This is a genomic window from Streptomyces sp. NPDC029044, from assembly GCF_040637495.1.
Classification (GTDB): domain Bacteria; phylum Actinomycetota; class Actinomycetes; order Streptomycetales; family Streptomycetaceae; genus Streptomyces.
Genome location: NZ_JBEZWN010000007.1, coordinates 210,807 through 226,051, shown reverse-complemented (window position 1 = coordinate 226,051; position 15,245 = coordinate 210,807). Strand labels below are relative to the sequence as shown.

Here is a 15,245-nt window from a genome sequence, read left to right as displayed (position 1 = left end):
CGCAAAACGAGATTTGATTATTGGTGACTGGAGTTAATACGTGTGATCTTCCGATACCGTCACGTGCCGCTGATCTGCGGCGCGAGCAGTACCGGCAGCCGCGTCGTCCGCGGCTTCGCCGGAACCTCGGCCACGGCCCGGGGAAGTGCCTGATCCACCCCGTGCACCACGGACAGATGCCGGTCGGCCCGCCCGAACGCCGTGTACACCCACGGCCGGCTGAGAGCCTGCGCAGCATCGCCGGGCAGCACCACGACCACCGCGGGCCACCGGCTCCCCACGGCCTGGTGCGCGGTCAGCGCCCACCCGTGCCGCACGGACTGCTCCACCCGTTCCCTCGGTACGACGACGGTCTCGCCCTCGCACGACAGATGCAGCCCCTCGGCGTCCGCCGTCACCACACGGCCCGGCAGCGCGCGCCCCGGGGCGGGGGAGTGGACGATCCGGTCTCCGGGGTCGAAGCCGCCGAAGCGGCCCGGGCCCGGATTGAGCCGTTCCTTCAGCGCCGCGTTGAGCGCACGCGTCCCGACGGCCCCGCCGTGCCCGGGAGTGATCACCTGGGTCTCCTCGGCCGGTACGCCGATCGCGCGCGGCACCGAGTCCACGACGAGCTGCACCGTCCGGTGCACGGCCTCGCCCGCGTCCCGCACCGGCACGATCACGACCTCCTTGCCGGGGGCCTCGACCTGGTTCAGCTCGCCGATGCCGATACCGGAGACCAGCTCACCCAACGGTCCCGGATCCGGTCGGCGCGAGGCCACCTGGGGGCAGATCCGCGCAGCGAGCAGATCCGCGAACACCCGTCCCGGCCCCGCGGACCACAGCACCGCAGGATCGCCGGCCAGCACCAGCCGCGCCCCGTCCGGCAGCGACTCGGTCAGCAGAGCCGCCGTCTCGACATCCAGCTGCGGCGCGTCGAGCACGACCAGCAGATCGAGATCGAGGGCCCCGTCCGTGTCCCGGCCGGGCCCTTCGAGGCCGGCGAGCAACCCGGAGACGGTGGCGACGGGGGAGTCGGCGGCTGCCTCGCCGGCCTGCCCGGGGGCGTCCGCCGCCTGGCCGGACCGCCGCAGCAGGGCCGCGAAACGGTTGCGGCCGACCGGCCCGTGCGTGGCCGCCCAGACCCGCAGGCCGAGCGAGCGCGCGGCGGTCAGCAGGGCCGCGGGTTCGGCCAGGGACGCCTCCCCGCCGGTGTGCAGCACCAGGCCCTGACCGGCGACCGCGCGGATCAGCTCCGCCGCCGAGCCCCGGGCCGAGGAGGCGGCCCGCTCCCACTCCTCGGCCGAACCGTCCTGCTTGGGCGCCGAGTTGACCAGCCGGGCCAGCCCGTCGGCCAGGCTCTCCTCCGCCATCGCGTACCGCTCCAGCCCGACCAGGACGCGGACCGGACGCTCCTCGTCCTCCTCCTCCGCGCCTTCCCCGTCCGCGGGGGCAGAGGTACCGGCCTCGCCCTCCAGGGCGTCCTGGAAGACCAGGGCCTCGCCCTCCGCGATCGCGTCCTGCACGGCGCCGTCGGGCTCCGGCACGCCCCGCTGGGCGAGGGCCGCGAGGAGTGCGGGCATCTCCAGGACGGTGTGCCCGGCCAGCGCCGCCTGCTCCAGGAGCCAGCCGGTGACGGCCCGCCCCCGCCGCTCGTCGTCCGGGCCGCACTCCGAGCCGAGCAGGGCCCGGGCGAAACCGTCGGCCTGCTCGGGCCGCACCCCCGCGATGCGCAGCAACTGCCAGGGGTCGGCGCGCAGCTGTTCGTCCGCGCCCTCGCCGAGAACCGCGGCGGCCTGCGGCGCGAGCACCTCCGGTGCACCGCCCTCACCGAGCACCCGGCGCACGGCCTGGACCGCCTCCGGAGCGGGGCCCGCAGGCGCGGAGACCGGCTCGGGCGCCACCGGCCGCGGTCGCCGCTCCGGCTCGGGGGCGGAGCGGCGGGGGGCGGGGGGCGGCTCTTCGAACACCGTCGCCGCGGGCTTCTCGCCGCTTTCGACGGCCCGTACGGCCGCCAGCAGGTCGGCGGCCTTGCCGCTCAGCTTGGTGCCGCTCGCGATCGGCGCCTTCTTGTCGGCCTTGCGCTGCTCGATGCGCTCCCGCTCGACCTGCTGGGCCCGCAACTCGGCCTCGGCCTCGGACACCTGCGGGGTTCCGGCGGCACCGCCCTCGGCGTCCTCCCCGGCACCGGCCTGGGCCCCCTCCGCCGAGGCCGCCTGCCCGAGATCGGCTTCGGCGCTGTCCGCGTCAGCCCGCTGCCCGGTACCGGCGTCACCATCGTCGGTGTCGGCTGCTTCCTCGGTTCCGCAGTCACCGCCTTCGGTGTCAGCCGCCTCCCCGGTTCCGGCGTCACGCCTCCCGGCCTCGGCCGCCCGCCCCGCGTCCGCCTCACCACCCCCGGCCCCGGCCCCGTCGGCCGATGTGCTCCCGGCACCCGGCAGCCCCGGCTCCGCGTCCTCCGTGGTCTCGGGCTCCGTGCTCACAGCGTGCTCCAGTCGTGATCGGGATAGCGGTGCACGGGCGCCGACACATCGTCGAGCGCCCGGCAGATCTCGTCAGGAAGACTAAGGGTCTCCACTGACAACGCCGCCGTGAGCTGCTGCGCGTTGCGCGCGCCGACGATCGGCGCGGCGACCCCGGGCCGGTCGCGGACCCACGCCAGGGCCACCTGGAGCGGCGTCACCGCGAGCCCGTCGGCCGCCGTCGCCACGGCGTCCACGATGCGGCTCGCCGTGTCGTCGAGGTACGGCGCGACGAACGGCGCGAGGTGCTCCGAGGCGCCGCGCGAGTCCGGTGGCATCGTGGCGCCCCGGTACTTCCCCGTCAGTACCCCGCGCCCGAGCGGCGACGACGGCAGCAGACCCAGACCCAGTTCGAGCGCGGCCGGCAGCACCTCGCGCTCGACCCCGCGCTGGAGCAGGGAGTACTCCAGCTGCGTACCGGCCAGCCGGGTCCGGGTTCCGGGGGCCGCCAGCTGCCAGGTCGCGGCGCTGGCCAGCTGCCAGCCGCAGAAGTTGGAGACGGCGGCATAGCGGGCCCGCCCGCTGGAGACCGCGAGGTCGAGAGCCTGGAGGGTCTCCTCCAGCGGGGTGTCGGGGTCGAACGCGTGCACGTGCCACAGGTCGACGTAGTCCGTGCCGAGCCGGGAGAGCGAACCGTCCAGCGCGGAGAGCAGATGGCCGCGGGAGCCGTCGAAGCGGCGCTCGGGGTCCGGCACGCTGCCGGCCTTGGTCGAGATGACCAGGTCACGGCGGGGCACCAGGCCGTCCATGAGCCTGCCGAGCAGGTACTCGGCGTCTCCGTCGCCGTACACGTCCGCGGTGTCGACGAGGGTCCCGCCCGCTTCCCAGAACGTCTTCATCAGGTCCGCGGCGTCGTGCTCGTCGGTGCCCCGCCCCCAGGTCAGGGTGCCGAGCCCGATCCGTGACACACGAAGGCCGGTGCGGCCGAGATGCCTCTGCTCCATGAACGCCGAGATTACTGGCCAGAACCTTCGCTGTGGGTGCCTGTGGACGACGGATTTACGGGTGCGGCCGGTCCGTTGCCCCGAGCCGGCCGCGGCCCTTCGTCCTCGGTCAGCACCTGCCGTCCGACACCTGAAGGCCCTTGTTCGCGCCCGCCGTCCGGCTCACGACGGCCGGCACGCAGCCGGCCGCGTCGAGAGCGTGGGAGTAGGGGACGGCGACCGTGGTGTTCGATGTCGGGTCGGGGCCGGCCGGGCGGTTCTCGCTGCCCGGGGCGGACCAGGTGACGTTGTCGAAGATGTTGCCGCCGACCTGCCAGTAGCCGGCCTGGTCGGTGTAGAAGGTGCCCAGGACGTCCTTGGAGTCCTCGAAGTAGTTGTTGTCCACCTTGGCGCGGGCTCCGGCCCGCGCGTTGATGCCGGAGTCGTTCAGGCGCACGTAGTGGTTGTTGTACATGTGCGCGATGCCGCCGCGCAGCAGCGGGGCGCGGGAGTCGATGTTCTCGTAGCGGTTGTGGTGGTACGTGATGAAGCCGTTCGACCGGTCGCTCTCGCTGTTGCCGACCAGACCGCCGCGGCCCGAGTTGCGCAGAACGCTGTAGGACAGGGTGACGTACTGGGTGTTGTCCTTGAGGTCGAACAGGCCGTCGAAGCCCTGCGACTCGCCGCCCGACGCCTCCAGGGTGGTGTGATCGATCCAGACGTTGCGGACGTTGCGCTCGATGCCGATGGCGTCCCCGCCGTTGGACGTGGGGGAGCCCGACTTCTTGACGTTCCGTACGGTCACGTTCTGGACGATGATGTTCTTCGATTCGCGGATGTGGATGCCCAGTTGGTCGAAGAGGGCGCCGCTGCCGACGCCCACGAGGGTCACGTTGCTGACCTTCTTGAGCTCGATCACGCCGTCGGCGGTGTCGCAGCCGGTGCCGGAGACCTTCTTGGTGTTCGCGTGGTTGATCGTCCCGGCGACCTCGATGGTGATGGGGGTGCTGGTGCTCGCACGGCCGCAGAGGGCCTGATGGATCGCCGTTCCCGTGGTCGCCCGGACCGTCTGGCCTCCGGCGCCGCCGGTGGTCCCGCCGTTCTGGGTCGCGTAGCCGGTGGCGCTGCCGGTCGCCGCCGCGGCCTCGGGCATCGACACGAGCGTGCCGGTCGCGGCGGCGAGGGCCATCGTGGCCAGGGTCGCGTGGATCCTCAGGGGAAGTGCTCGCTTCATCGGTGTCTCTCCGTTCGACTGCGGAAGGTTCGACTGCGGAAGGTGGAGGACGGAAAGCGCTTTCCCGCGAAAGGTAGGGACTCGTCGTGGACGCGTCAATGGTCGTGTCCATGATTCCTGTTCACGGATCTGGACGACAGGCGGACCGTGGCCGTGTACCCGGCCCCGGCCCCCGCGCTAAGGTCTGCGCAGCAAGCACGTTACTGATCAGTAAGGGGATGCGGCATGCAGCTCGGTATCAACCTCGGCTACTGGGGTGCCGGAATGGACGCGGACAATCTGGCCGTCGCCCAGGAGGCCGACCGCCTCGGATACGCCGTCTGCTGGGCCGCCGAGGCCTACGGCTCCGACGCCGCCACCGTACTGAGCTGGGTCGCCGCCCAGACCGAGCGCATCGACGTCGGCTCCGCCATCTTCCAGATCCCGGCCCGCCAGCCCGCGATGACGGCCATGACCGCCGCCACCCTCGACTCCCTCTCCGGCGGCCGCTTCCGCCTGGGCCTCGGCGTCTCCGGCCCGCAGGTCTCCGAGGGCTGGTACGGCGTCAAGTTCGACAAGCCGCTCGCCCGCACCCGCGAGTACGTCGAGATCGTCCGCAAGGCCATGACCCGCGAGCGGCTGTCCTACGAGGGGCAGCACTGGACCCTGCCCCTGCCCGGCGGCCCGGGCAAGCCGATCAAGCTGACCGTCCACCCGCAGCGCGAGCACATCCCGCTGTACATCGCCGCGATCGGCCCGAAGAACCTGGAGCAGACCGGCGAGATCGCCGACGGCGCCCTGCTGATCTTCCCCTCCGCCGAGCACCTGGAGGACACCACGATCAAGTACCTGCGTGCCGGGCGCCAGAAGGCCGGCAAGACCCTCGACGGGTTCGACGTCTGCCCGACCCTGCCGCTCGCCGTCGGCGACGACAAGGACGTGGCCACGCTCGCCGACACCTTCCGCCCCTACACCGCGCTGTACGTCGGCGGCATGGGCAGCCCCAAGCAGAACTTCTACAACCAGCTCGCCCAGCGCATGGGCTACGAGCGGGAAGCCGCCGAGATCCAGAGCAAGTACCTCTCCGGCGACAAGCAGGGTGCCGCGGCCGCCGTCCCGCACGACCTGATCGACAAGACGACCCTGCTCGGTTCCGTGGACCGGATCGCGGACCGGATGAAGGCCTACGCCGCGGCGGGGGTCACCACCCTGTCCCTCGCACCGGCGGGCTTCACGCTCGACGAGCGGCTCGCGTCCCTGCGGGCCGGCACGGAGGCCCTGGAGCGGGCCGGACTCGCCTAGGGCCTGTCGATCTGGATCACGCCGCAGACGCGGGGTTGATCAGCACCGTCGATTTCCTGCGGCCTGATCCCAACGGCAGACACTGGAGGTTTCAGCGGCCGTGGTGGGGGCTCGGGGGTCTTCCCCGCCACGGCCGTCACGCAGAACAACGCGCCGGGCCGCCGGCGGTTACGGCAGACCGTCTCCCACCCGGTCCGGCGCGCCACCCCGCGTGTCCTCCATTCGGCGGAGTTGTCCCTCACACCTGTTGCAGCACCCTCCACCCCGCACTTGACTCGTTCTTCGCGGAGACCTGCGGAACGCCGCAGAACGCCCACGCGCGCGGGAGAGGTGCCCACGATGCTTTCGGCCAAGAGCCTGTTCCAGGAGATCCTCGACAACGACGAGTCCTTCGCCCTGTTCTGCTCCGTCGCCGCGAGCGGCGAGACCCAGGGCGGCTGGGAGAACGCCCGCATCGCCGAGCTCGTGCCCGAGGCCGAGCGTGAACTCGCTCCCAAGATCAGCCGGCACGGCGCCGACGAGGACAAGCACGGCCGGATCTTCAACGCCCTGATGAAGAAGCGCGGCATCGACCCCGTCCCGGTCCCGCCGGAGACCGACTACACCATGCTCCTGGAGAAGAACGGCATCGGCCTCGCCCACGCCCGGCTGAACCGCGACGAGCGGCTCACGGTCCAGGACATCGTCACCTACCTCTCGCACAGCAGGGTCACCGAGCAGCGCGCCTCCGAGCAGATGGACCTGCTCCGCAAGCACTTCGCCGACCACCCCGACATCGGCCGCGCGGTCAAGCAGATCTCCAACGACGAGGACAACCACCTCGCCTACTGCCACGAGGAACTGCTGCGCTTCGCCTACGCGGGCCACGGCCGGGCCATCCAGCGCACCCTGCGCGAGTGCGCACTCGCCGAGATCCGGATCTACCGGGACGTCAGCCTCGCCGTGATGGCGCACATGGGCCGCATCCTCGGCTGGTCCAAGGCCAAGTCGGCGGTGCTCGTGGCGGGCATCCACGCGGTGTACGCCTACGAACGCATGGGCGGCTGGCGCCGGATGGTGTCGCTGACGACGCCCGAGCGACGCAACGCCCTCGGCGGCCCCGCCTCCCCGGAACCCGAGTTCGCCTGAGCCGGCCCGGCTACAACCACCCGCGGCGCTTGAACAGCCGGAAGACCATCACCTCCAGGACGGCCATCACCACGAGCAGCGCCGGATAGGACCAGACCCAGCGCAGCTCCGGCATGTGCTCGAAGTTCATGCCGTAGACCCCCGCCAGCATGGTGGGGATCGCGGCCATGGCCGCCCACGCCGAGATCTTGCGCATGTCGTCGTTCTGCCGGACGCTCATCTGCGCCAGATGCGCCGAAAGGATGTCCGACACCAGCCGGTCCAGGTTCTCCACGGACTCGTTCACGCGCGTGAGGTGGTCGTTGACGTCGCGGAAGAACGGCCGGGCCCGGTCGTCCACGAAGGGCACGGCCACCCCCGTCGACGCCGTGCCCGCCAGCCGGCTCATCGGCGGGGCCAGCGGCCCGGTCGCCCGGCGGAACTCCAGGACCTGCCGCTTGAAGTCGTAGATCCGGGACGCCGTGTTCCGGGACCCCCCGCCGTCCGGCGAGAACACCTCCGCCTCCAGCCCCTCCAGGTCGGTCTGCAACTCGGTCGCCACGTCCAGGTAGTGGTCGACGGTGGCGTCGGCGACCGCGTACAGCACGGACGTGGGGCCTTTGCCGAGCAGCTCCGGCTCCTGCTCCAGCCGCCGGCGCACGGCCTTGAGCGGGGAGCCCTCGCCGTGCCGGACGGTCACCACGAACGAATCGCCCAGGAAGATCATGATCTCGCCGGAGGAGACGGTGTCGCTCCGCGGCTCGTACGCCACCGGCTTGAGCACCACGAAGAGCGAGTCGTCGTACACCTCCAGCTTGGGCCGCTGGTGGGCCTTCAGGGCGTCCTCGACGGCCAGCGGATGCAGCGCGAACTCACGGGTCACATGGTCGAACTCGTCCTCCGTCGGCTCGTGCAGCCCGATCCACACGAACCCGCCCGCCGTGCGGGCCTCACCCAGGGCGTCGGAGAGGTCCTCGGGACCTTCCGTCCGCTGTCCTTCGCGGTAGATGGCACAGTCGACGATCACGAAGCGAGTCTCCCGTCACTCGAACGACACCACACGCGCGCGTGCGCCTACGCTGGAGCGCATGCCCACGCTGATCCTGGTCAGGCACGGACGCTCCACCGCCAACACCGAGGGACTGCTCGCCGGCTGGACGCCCGGCGTCGCCCTCGACGACCGTGGCGCCGCACAGGCCGCCGCGCTCCCCGGGCGGCTGGCCGCACTGCCCCTCGCCGAAATCGTCACCAGTCCGCTCCAGCGCTGCCAGGAGACGATCCGGCCGCTGCTCGACGCCCGGCCCGGGCTGAGCCCGCACACCGACGAGCGCATCGGCGAGTGCGATTACGGCGACTGGTCCGGACGCAAGCTCGCCGAGCTCAAGGACGAGCCCCTGATGGAGGTCGTACAGGCACACCCCTCCGCGGCGGCCTTCCCCGGCGGAGAGTCCATGCGGGCCATGCAGACGCGCGCCGCCGAGGCCGTGCGCGAGTGGAACGCACGCGTGGAGCGCGACCACGGCGCCGACGCCGTCTACCTCATGTGCTCGCACGGCGACATCATCAAGTCGCTCGTCGCGGACGCCCTCGGACTTCACCTGGACCTCTTCCAGCGGATCTCCGTCGAACCGTGTTCCATCACGGCGATCCGCTACACACGACTGCGGCCGTTTCTCGTCCGGCTCGGTGACACCGGCGACTTCACGTCCCTCGTGCCGCGCGAGGAGCCGTCGGCCGGTGAGGCCGAAGTGGGGGGTGGTGCGGGCGCACCGTGATCGTTCGCCGCAGTAGGGTGAAGCGGTCGCAGCAGTGCCGTGGTCACACGGTTCCCACGATTCCAATGGAGACAGGACGTGTCCCGTCAGGTGTTCCTCTACGACCATCCGGAGCGTTTCGTGGCCGGTACGGTCGGACTGCCCGGGCGCCGTTCGTTCTTCCTCCAGGCCTCCGCCGGCTCCCGGGTGACCAGCGTGGCCCTGGAGAAGACCCAGGTCGCCGCCCTCGCCGAGCGCATGGACGAACTGCTCGACGAGGTCGTACGCCGTAGCGGCGGCAGCGCCCACGTCCCCGCCGTCGCGCCTTCGGACACCGACACCGCCCCGCTGGACACCCCCATCGAGGAGGAGTTCCGGGTCGGCACCATGGCCCTCGCCTGGGACGGCGACGAGCAGCTCATGATCGTCGAGGCGCAGGCGCTCGTGGAGCTCGACGCGGAATCCGAGGAGGACCTCGCCGAGGCCGAGGAGCGGCTGCTCCAGGACGAGGAGAACGGTCCGCCGATGCTGCGGGTCCGGCTCACCGGCGCGCAGGCCAGGGCCTTCGCCAAGCGCGCCCTCGACGTCGTCAACGCCGGGCGGCCGCCGTGCCCGCTGTGCAGCCTCCCGCTCGACCCGGAAGGACACGTATGTCCGCGCCAGAACGGATACCGCCGCGGAGCGTGACACCTCCGGTGAACGCCGCCGAGCTGCTCGCCCGGGGCGAACTGACCGTGCGCGGACGCATCCGTGAGGCCTCCAACGCGGCCCTGTACTGCACGGTGTCCCACGACGGCCAGGACGCGGCGTGCATCTACAAGCCGGTCGCGGGGGAGCGGCCCCTGTGGGACTTCCCCGACGGGACGCTCGCCCAACGCGAGGTCGCCGCGTACGAGGTCTCCGAGGCGACCGGCTGGGGCCTCGTGCCGCCCACCGTGCTGCGCGACGGGCCCTACGGCGAAGGCATGTGCCAGCTGTGGGTGGAGGTGACCCCCGAGGCGGAACTGCTCGCCCTGGTCGACGGCGAGGAACCCGGGCCGGGCTGGAAGGCCGTCGGCTTCGCCGAGGTCGGCGAGGGGCGCACCGCGCTGCTCGTGCACGCCGACGACGAACGGCTGCGGCGGCTCGCGGTCCTCGACGCGGTCATCAACAACGCCGACCGCAAGGGCGGTCACCTGCTGCCCACCGGTGAGGGACGGCTGTACGGCATCGACCACGGGGTCACCTTCAACGCCGAGAACAAGCTGCGGACCCTGCTGTGGGGGTGGGCGGGGGAGCCCCTCACCCAGGAGGCCACCGACGTCCTCGAAGGCGTCAGGAAGGGCCTGGCCGAGGGCGGGCCGCTCACCGCGCGGCTCGAACCGCTGATCACCGCCGCCGAGATCGACGCCACCCGGGCCCGCGTCGGCGCCCTGCTCGCCTCGGGAACCCACCCGGAGCCGAGCGGGGAGTGGCCGGCGATTCCCTGGCCACCCGTGTAGCAGCACAGCCGCCGGACCACCGCAAGAGCGCCTTCTCGGCCGAGTGGACCGCTCCCATTCGTATATGGAACTTCAGTCCGGTTAGGCTCAGGGCATGCATGCCTGGCCCGCTTCCGAGGTCCCCGCCCTGCCTGGTCAGGGCCGCGACCTGAGGATCCACGACACCGCGACCGGCGGCCTCGTCACCCTCGACCCCGGTCCCGTCGCCCGTATCTACGTCTGTGGCATCACCCCGTACGACGCCACGCACCTGGGACACGCGGCGACCTACAACGCGTTCGACCTCGTGCAGCGCGTGTGGCTCGACACCAAGCGGCAGGTTCACTACGTCCAGAACGTCACGGACGTCGACGATCCCCTCCTGGAGCGGGCACAGCGCGACGGCGTCGACTGGGCCGCCCTCGCCGAGAAGGAGACGGCCCTCTTCCGCGAGGACATGACGGCCCTGCGGATGCTGCCGCCGCGGCAGTACATAGGCGCCGTCGAGGCCATACCCGGGATCGTCCCGCTCGTCGAACGGCTCCGGGACGCCGGCGCGGCCTACGAACTGGACGGGGACGTCTACTTCTCCGTCGAGTCCGACCCGCACTTCGGCAAGGTCTCGAACCTCGACGCCGCTGCGATGCGGCTGCTGTCCGCCGAGCGCGGCGGCGACCCGGACCGGCCGGGCAAGAAGAACCCCCTCGACCCGATGCTGTGGATGGCTGCCCGCGAGGGCGAGCCCAGCTGGGACGGCGGATCGCTCGGGCGCGGACGGCCCGGCTGGCACATCGAATGCGTGGCCATCGCCCTCGACCACCTCGGCATGGGCTTCGACATCCAGGGCGGCGGCTCCGACCTGGCCTTCCCGCACCACGAGATGGGCGCCTCGCACGCCCAGGCCCTCACCGGCGAGTTCCCCATGGCCAAGGCGTACGTGCACGCCGGCATGGTCGCCCTGGACGGCGAGAAGATGTCCAAGTCCAAGGGCAATCTGGTCTTCGTCTCCAAGCTCCGGTACGACGGCGTCGACCCGGCCGCCATCCGGCTCACGCTGCTCGCCCACCACTACCGCGCCGACTGGGAGTACACCGACCAGGTCCTCCAGGACGCCGTCGCGCGGCTCGGCCGCTGGCGGGCCGCCGTCTCCCGGCCCGACGGGCCCCCGGCCGAGGCGCTCGTCGACGAGATCCGCGAAGCCCTCGCCGACGACCTGAACGCCCCCGCCGCACTCGCCGCGGTCGACCGCTGGGCCGCGCTCCAGGAGCGCGGCGGCGGCACGGACATCGGCGCGCCCGGCGTGGTCTCCCGGGCGGTGGACGCGCTGCTGGGCGTGGCGCTCTAGCCCGAGAAACAGACGCAGGGGCGTCTCCCCGGCGGGAGACGCCCCTGCGGCGTTCGTGCTGCGGGCCCTCAGTCCTCCGACGACTCGTCTTCGTCCGTGCCCGGCTTGGGCGGCTTCGGCGGGCGGGTGCGGCCGCTGGGGTTGTCCCGCAGGTACGACGTGCTGTCGGTGCCGTCCGCCGTGGCGTGACCGCCGGCCCCGGGCGGTCCGGCGCCGTCGTGGCGCCGCAGATAGCGCTCGAACTCCCGGGCGATGGCGTCGCCGGACGCCTCCGGCAGCTCGGCGGTGTCCCGCGCCTCCTCCAGCGACTGGACGTACTCGGCGACCTCGCTGTCCTCGGCGGCCAGCTGGTCCACACCGACCTGCCAGGCGCGCGCGTCCTCGGGCAGCTCGCCCAGCGGGATGCGCACGTCGATCAGGTCTTCCAGGCGGTTCAGCAGGGCCAGTGTGGCCTTCGGGTTCGGCGGCTGCGACACGTAGTGCGGCACCGCCGCCCACAGTGAGACGGCCGGGACGCCCGCGTGCGTGCAGGCCTCCTGGAGGACGCCGACGATGCCCGTGGGGCCCTCGTACTTGGTCTCCTCCAGATCCATACGGCGGGCCAGATCCGGGTCGGACGTCGTGCCGCTGATCGGAACCGGACGGGTGTGCGGGGTGTCCCCGAGCAGGGCGCCCAGGACGACCACCAGTTCCACGCCCAGTTCATGCGCGAAGCCCAGCAGTTCGTTGCAGAAGGAACGCCACCGCATGGACGGTTCGATGCCCCGCACGAGGACGAGGTCGCGCGGCTTCTCACCGCCGACCCGGACCACCGACAGCCTGGTCGTGGGCCAAGTGATCTTGCGGACGCCCGCTTCCATGAACACCGTGGGGCGGTTGACCTGGAAGTCGTAGTAGTCCTCGGCGTCCAGCGCCGCGAAGACCTCGCCCTTCCATTCCCGGTCCAGATGCGCGACCGCGGTGGAGGCGGCGTCGCCGGCATCGTTCCAGCCCTCGAACGCGGCCACCATGACCGGGTCGACCAGCTCGGGAACCCCCTCGAGCTCGATCACCCAGCGCCTCCTTCCGACGTGCCCTCGCTTGACCACCCAACCTTACGGCGTGCCGCGGGGGCGCCCGCAGCCCCCTCGCAGGGGGAGTGCCACCATCACTGCCCCGCGATCCGCCCCCGAACACCCCGGGTTCGCCCGAGCGGTCCGTGCGCTCCTGGTCACAGCGTGGAGCGCAACCACTGCTCCACACTCGCGATGTGGACGGTCGCCCACGAGCGGGCCGCCTCGGCGTCCCGGTCGCGCAGGGCGGCGAGGATCGCCCGGTGCTCGCGCAGGGTGCGGGCGACGGCGTCCTCCTGGGTGAGGCCGCGCCAGATGCGGGCCCGGGTGGTGGGACCCGACAGACCGTCGAGCAGCGAGCACAGCACGGAGTTGCCGGAGCTGTGCACGATGCCCTGGTGGAACTCCAGGTCGCAGGCGACGAGATCCTCCACGGACGGGGCCTCGCCGAGCCTGTCCAGCTGGGCCGTCAGCGCGTCCAGCTGCTGCTCGCTGATCCGCGAGGCCGCCATCGCGGTGGCGGCCGGCTCCAGGATGCGGCGTACGGCGAGGAACTCGAGGACGGTGTCGTCGCGGTGGAAGTCGACGACGAAGCTCAGCGCCTCCAGCAGGAGTTGCGGGTCGAGACTGGTGACGTACGTGCCGTCGCCCTGCCGTACGTCCAGGATCCGGATCAGCGACAGGGCGCGCACGGCCTCCCGCAGGGAGTTGCGCGACAGCCCGAGGTCGGCGGCGAGTTCGCTCTCCTTGGGAAGCCGGTCGCCCGGGCGCAGCGCCCCGGAGACGATCATTCCCTTGATCTTCTCGATCGCCTCGTCGGTGACTGCCATGGCCGGCCTCCCAGTGCGCTCAAGACCTCCGACGTATCAGGTCATTATGGGGGTGCGGGGACGCGGAAGGGGCGGCTCCGTCGGCGTGGAGCCGCCCCTTCCGGGATGAGGTCCCCCCGGTTCCCCCGGACGAGGGGCTACTTCTTGTCGAGCATGTCCTGCACCTTGGCGCGGACGTCGTCCGTGGCGAGACCGCGGATCGTCAGCGTCGTGCGGCGGCGCAGCACGTCGTCCTGCGTCTCGGCCCACTCGTGGTCCCGGGCCCAGACGACCTGCGCCCAGATCTCCGGGGCGTCGGGGTGGACGCGCTCGGCGAGCTCGGGGCTCTCGTTGGCCAGCCGGGCGATGTCGAAGGCCAGCGAGCCGTAGTGCGTCGCCAGGTGCTTGGCGGTGTCGGCCGCCATGCGCGGGCCGGGGGCCGGCCGGTCGGTGAGCAGCCGGTGGGCGACCGCACGCGGGTTGGCGATGCCGGGCAGCGGCAGCTTCTTCGGCAGCGCGCTGATCGGCTCGAAGTCGTCGCCCAGCGGGTGGCCCGGCAGCGACTCCAGCTTCTGCATGATCGTCCGGCCGATGTGGCGGAAGGTGGTCCACTTGCCGCCCGCGACGGACAGCATGCCGCCCCGGCCCTCGGTCACGACCGTCTCGCGCTTGGCCTTGGCGGTGTCGCCGGGGCCGCCCGGCAGCACCCGCAGACCGGCGAAGGAGTATGTGATGAGGTCGCGGCTCAGCTGCTGGTCGCGTACCGAGAAGGCGGCCTCGTCGAGGATCTGGGTTATGTCCTGCTCGGTGACCGAGACGTCCGCCGGGTCGCCCTCGAACACCTCGTCGGTGGTGCCGAGCAGCAGCATGTCCTCCCAGGGGAGGGCGAAGGTGATGCGGTACTTGTCGATCGGGGTGGCGAGCGCGGCCTTCCAGGGGGAGGTGCGCTTCAGGACCAGGTGCGCGCCCTTCGACAGGCGGATGGAGGGCGCCGCGTTCGGGTTCTCCATCCTGCGCAGGTGGTCGACCCACGGGCCGGTCGCGTTCAGCACGAGCCGGGCGCTGACGCCGAACTCGTCGCCGGACAGGCGGTCCTTCAGCTCGGCGCCGGTGACCCGGCCCTGCGTGAAGCGCAGGCCCGTCACCTCGGCGTGGTTGAGGACCACCGCACCCGCCTCGACGGCCCCGCGGACCGTCATCAGCGCCATGCGGGCGTCGTTCATCTGGTCGTCGCCGTAGACGGCCACGGCCTTGAGGTTCTCGGTGCGCAGCTCGGGCACGTCCTGCGCGGCCTTGGCCGGCGACAGCAGGTGCCCGACGCCGTCACCGAACGCGGAGAGCGCGGAGTAGGCGAAGACGCCCGCGCCGAGCTTCGCCGCGCCGTGCGGCCCGCCCTTGTACACGGGGAGGTAGAACGTGAGCGGGTTCGCCAGGTGGGGAGCCACCTGGCGGGAGACCGCACGGCGCTCGAAGTGGTTCTCCGCCACCAGCTTCACCGCGCCGGTCTGGAGGTAGCGCAGACCGCCGTGGAGCAGCTTGGAGGAGGCGGAGGACGTGGCGCCGGCGAAGTCACCGGCGTCCACCAGAGCCACCCTGAGGCCGGACTGCGCGGCGTGCCAGGCGGTGGAGATGCCCAGGATGCCGCCGCCGATCACGAGAAGGTCGTACGACGCCTTGGAGAGCTGCTCCCTGGTCTCGGCTCGGCTCGGGTTCGAGCCGGAGGCCGGGTGCGTCCCCAGGGCAGGCACGGTCTGCAGGGTGGACTTGGTGGTCATGCTG

The 15,245-nt window shown here is 71.9% G+C and carries 12 protein-coding genes and 1 pseudogene; 6 read left to right on the top strand and 7 right to left on the bottom strand.

Annotation, left to right across the window (positions count from 1 at the left end; all coding sequences use genetic code 11):
• Positions 1-59: 59 nt before the first annotated feature.
• The 3 genes and pseudogenes from AB0E85_RS09765 to AB0E85_RS09755 all read right to left on the bottom strand — a co-directional run.
• Positions 60-2,462 carry a helix-hairpin-helix domain-containing protein gene (locus AB0E85_RS09765; protein WP_361924402.1) on the bottom strand — a complete coding sequence of 801 codons (2,403 nt, stop codon included), beginning with the start codon at positions 2,460-2,462 and terminating at the stop codon, positions 60-62.
• Positions 2,459-3,445 (bottom strand): aldo/keto reductase, encoded by a 987-nt coding sequence (locus AB0E85_RS09760; RefSeq protein WP_361924400.1) that lies wholly within the window; start codon positions 3,443-3,445, stop codon positions 2,459-2,461. The genes AB0E85_RS09765 and AB0E85_RS09760 overlap by 4 nt, the downstream gene beginning before the upstream one ends.
• Positions 3,446-3,557: 112 nt before the next feature.
• Positions 3,558-4,658 (bottom strand): annotated as a pseudogene (locus AB0E85_RS09755) (pectate lyase); the annotation flags it as partial.
• Positions 4,659-4,883: 225 nt separating this feature from the next.
• On the opposite strand from AB0E85_RS09755, the gene AB0E85_RS09750 reads away from it, so the two are divergent.
• Together AB0E85_RS09750 and AB0E85_RS09745 are read left to right on the top strand one after the other, a co-directional pair.
• Positions 4,884-5,939, top strand: coding sequence for an LLM class F420-dependent oxidoreductase (locus tag AB0E85_RS09750; RefSeq protein WP_361924398.1), 1,056 nt, complete (start codon positions 4,884-4,886; stop codon positions 5,937-5,939).
• A gap of 339 nt (positions 5,940-6,278) precedes the next feature.
• On the top strand, positions 6,279-7,067 hold the full coding sequence (locus AB0E85_RS09745) for a ferritin-like domain-containing protein (protein WP_361924396.1): 789 nt from the start codon (positions 6,279-6,281) through the stop codon (positions 7,065-7,067).
• A gap of 10 nt (positions 7,068-7,077) precedes the next feature.
• On the opposite strand, the gene corA is transcribed toward AB0E85_RS09745, so the two are convergent.
• Positions 7,078-8,073, bottom strand: a complete 996-nt coding sequence (gene corA / locus AB0E85_RS09740; protein WP_361924394.1) for a magnesium/cobalt transporter CorA — start codon at positions 8,071-8,073, stop codon at positions 7,078-7,080.
• A gap of 61 nt (positions 8,074-8,134) precedes the next feature.
• Between corA and AB0E85_RS09735 the strand changes: the two genes are divergently transcribed.
• From AB0E85_RS09735 to mshC, 4 genes are all read left to right on the top strand, one after another.
• On the top strand, positions 8,135-8,821 hold the full coding sequence (locus AB0E85_RS09735; RefSeq protein WP_361924392.1) for a histidine phosphatase family protein: 687 nt from the start codon (positions 8,135-8,137) through the stop codon (positions 8,819-8,821).
• Positions 8,822-8,899: 78 nt separating this feature from the next.
• Positions 8,900-9,487: a DUF3090 domain-containing protein gene (locus AB0E85_RS09730; protein WP_033311881.1), complete on the top strand. Its 588-nt coding sequence runs from the start codon at positions 8,900-8,902 to the stop codon at positions 9,485-9,487.
• On the top strand, positions 9,451-10,281 hold the full coding sequence (locus AB0E85_RS09725) for an SCO1664 family protein (RefSeq protein ID WP_361924390.1): 831 nt from the start codon (positions 9,451-9,453) through the stop codon (positions 10,279-10,281). The genes AB0E85_RS09730 and AB0E85_RS09725 overlap by 37 nt, the downstream gene beginning before the upstream one ends.
• Positions 10,282-10,375: 94 nt before the next feature.
• Entirely contained in the window at positions 10,376-11,605 is a 1,230-nt protein-coding gene (gene mshC, locus AB0E85_RS09720; RefSeq protein ID WP_361924388.1) for a cysteine--1-D-myo-inosityl 2-amino-2-deoxy-alpha-D-glucopyranoside ligase, read from the top strand.
• A gap of 68 nt (positions 11,606-11,673) precedes the next feature.
• On the opposite strand, the gene AB0E85_RS09715 is transcribed toward mshC, so the two are convergent.
• The 3 genes from AB0E85_RS09715 to AB0E85_RS09705 form a co-directional block, all read right to left on the bottom strand.
• The gene (locus AB0E85_RS09715; RefSeq protein ID WP_361924386.1) at positions 11,674-12,657 is read right to left on the bottom strand and encodes a PAC2 family protein; all 984 of its coding nucleotides are present in this window, start codon (positions 12,655-12,657) and stop codon (positions 11,674-11,676) included.
• Positions 12,658-12,815: 158 nt separating this feature from the next.
• The gene (locus AB0E85_RS09710; RefSeq protein ID WP_361924384.1) at positions 12,816-13,487 is read right to left on the bottom strand and encodes a FadR/GntR family transcriptional regulator; all 672 of its coding nucleotides are present in this window, start codon (positions 13,485-13,487) and stop codon (positions 12,816-12,818) included.
• A gap of 137 nt (positions 13,488-13,624) precedes the next feature.
• Positions 13,625-15,241, bottom strand: coding sequence for a glycerol-3-phosphate dehydrogenase/oxidase (locus AB0E85_RS09705; protein ID WP_361924382.1), 1,617 nt, complete (start codon positions 15,239-15,241; stop codon positions 13,625-13,627).
• Between the last annotated feature and the right edge of the window lie 4 nt (positions 15,242-15,245).